Raw genomic sequence first — 2381 nt, forward strand, 5'->3', positions numbered from 1 at the left:
GCATGTACAGCGCACCGGTGGGACAGACCGTGGTGCAGATGCCGCAATCCACACAGCGGTCCGGGTCAATGCTGAGTTGGCCCACCGCCGTGCTGACCACCAACCCCTGCTGCCGCAGCCATGCTGTCGCCGCTGCCAGGTCGTCAATATCTCCCGCCAACTCCACCACCATCACCCCCTCCTGGTTGGGTCCGATCTGGGCACGGATGATCTTGGAGGCCACGTCATAGTCAATGGCCAGCCGGTAGGTGATGGGCTGGTTCAAGGCTTCCCGAGGCAGGCGCAACGTCAACCGCTGCTTCATGACGAGCCAAGCGCTGACAGGACCCTAGCATCTGACACCATGGATCTTGCCTGCTTGCCTCCGGCAATGGACAACAAGGATAGCGCCATGGCCAAGGCCCTGGCCATAGTCGCCGCGGTGTTGGCCGTGGTGGTGTTTTGGACCCGCTCCCTGAGCAGCCAAAGTCTTGAAGCCCTGGCCCAGGCCTCCCTGCCGCTGGATGAGGCCCTGGGCAACGGCAAGCCCACCCTGGTGGAGTTTTACGCAGATTGGTGCGAGGTGTGCCACCGTATGGAACCCACCATGGCCCACCTGAAACAAACCCACCGCGGCGCGTTGGATCTGGTGCTGCTCAACGTGGACAATCCCCTCTGGGAGCAGGAGTTGGATCAGTTCCAAATTCGGGGCATTCCCACCGTTCTCTTCTGCGGACCTGACGGCAGTGTGCGGGGCCGCTCCATTGGCCTGCGCCAGCCGGAAGAGTTGGAGGCCATGGTGGTGGCCCTGCTCCGTGACGAGCCGCTGCCCCAGCCTAGTCGCCAGGGCGCCACGAGCGCCGTCGGCGACGCCAACCCAAGCCAAAGTTCAGCAGTGGGTCCCCGCAGCCACGGGGAAGGGGTGGCTTAAGCGCTTGTAAGCCACCTCAGAAATAACGACTGAACAGAGAGATGGAAGGGCTCAGGAGTGTCCTGGGGTTTTCTGGGGCCAGCAGCTCCAGCTCTCCTGGGGCCAGGTCCACTGGTTGACGGCTTCCGCGTCAGTGCCGTGGGTGTAGGCATAGGCACGGTTGCGCAGGATTTCCTCTTTCATCTGCTCCTTGAGGTGGGCAGCACGGTAGCCAAGGCTGGGCACACGATTAATCACGTCAATCACCAGATTGAAACGATCTACTTGATTGTTCATGGCCAATTCCAAGGGGGTGTTGATGTCACCTTCATCCAGTACTTTTTGCTGACTCCATACACTACCTGGAGACGATTGGAGGCGGTTTCATCCGGGCCAAAGAGGTGGTAGTTGTGAGGATTGCGTTTCATGATGGCGCCGATCCATATCCCCAACGGGACTGTGTTTGCAGCTTGGCTGGCACCAGGGCGCTCCACCTCCACTGCAAAGGGCTCCAACGCCGGAGCCGCAGCGTCTGACGCAGCAGGCCACCGTTGGCCCGGGGATTGGGCCCCATCCGCCATGGTCCTGACGGGGCATGGCTGCACACCATCTCCAACCGGCGCCTCTGGGCATCAAACAGCTCCCAAGGGCGATAACTACGCAGCCACTCCTCCAGCCGCCGCCAGTTGAGCCGGGTTGGTTTTCACCTGGGCCAGGGGCACCTGGTGGGAGCGCCAAAAGCCCTCCAACCGGCGATCGTCCATTTCCTTGGGACCTGTCCACCCCTTGGGGAAGCGCAGCATGATCATGGGCCAATGGGGACGGAACGGTTCTCCTGATTTCCGCGCCTGCTGCTGCAAGCTGCGAATCTCCAGCACCGCCGTTTCCATCAGGGCCATGGTCCGGTGCATGGCCGCAGGATCGGAATCCTCCACCAGACAGGGGGGGTTCCAGCCATAGCCCCGCAGCAGACTGCAAGGCTCTTCCGTGCTAACGCGACTGAGGATAGTGGGGTTGGCGATTTTGTAGCCGTTCAGATGCAGAACCGGCAACACGGCCACGTCACGGACGGGATTGAGAAACTTGTTGATGTGCCAGGAGGTGGCCAAGGGGCCGGTCTCCGCTTCCCCGTCACCCACACAGGTAATGGCGACAACTCCGGGTTATCAAACACACTGCCGCAGGCATGGGAGAGCACGTAGCCCAGTTCGCCCCCCTCATGGATGGACCCTGGTGTTTCCGGGGTGCAACGGCTGCCGATATGATCGGGGAAGGAAAACTGCTTGAAAAAATGCCCCAATCCCTCTTCATGCTAGGGAAAACCTGAGAAATCGGGAGAGGATATGTCATAATGAAGAGAGCAACCTTGGAGCTCCATCAGCAAAGACTGTCAACTTGGCCTCAGCTATTTTGAGTGGAGCATGATGAAAAGAGAGACCAAGCGTGAGAGATTTTTGTCGGTGATGGAGGAGGAGGTGCCTTGGGAGGAGTT

At 60.3% G+C, this 2381-nt stretch carries 3 protein-coding genes and 1 pseudogene; 1 reads left to right on the plus strand and 3 read right to left on the minus strand.

Annotated elements, in window-relative coordinates:
• On the minus strand, positions 1-304 hold a 304-nt coding region (locus FLM9_RS04145), incomplete at its 3' end, for an NIL domain-containing protein (protein ID WP_143324595.1).
• Positions 305-343: 39 nt separating this feature from the next.
• Here FLM9_RS04145 and FLM9_RS04150 point away from each other — a divergent pair.
• Positions 344-910, plus strand: coding sequence for a thioredoxin domain-containing protein (locus FLM9_RS04150; protein WP_081340187.1), 567 nt, complete (start codon positions 344-346; stop codon positions 908-910).
• Positions 911-961: 51 nt separating this feature from the next.
• Here the strand turns inward: FLM9_RS04150 and FLM9_RS04155 are convergent, their stop codons facing one another.
• Positions 962-1186, minus strand: a complete 225-nt coding sequence (locus FLM9_RS04155) for a phosphoketolase family protein (RefSeq protein ID WP_081340188.1) — start codon at positions 1184-1186, stop codon at positions 962-964.
• A gap of 32 nt (positions 1187-1218) precedes the next feature.
• Positions 1219-2192 (minus strand): annotated as a pseudogene (locus tag FLM9_RS08645) (phosphoketolase family protein); the annotation flags it as partial.
• Positions 2193-2381: the final 189 nt, after the last annotated feature.

The organism is Candidatus Synechococcus spongiarum (genome assembly GCF_900047545.1).
Lineage (GTDB): Bacteria > Cyanobacteriota > Cyanobacteriia > PCC-6307 > Cyanobiaceae > Synechococcus_B > Synechococcus_B spongiarum_C.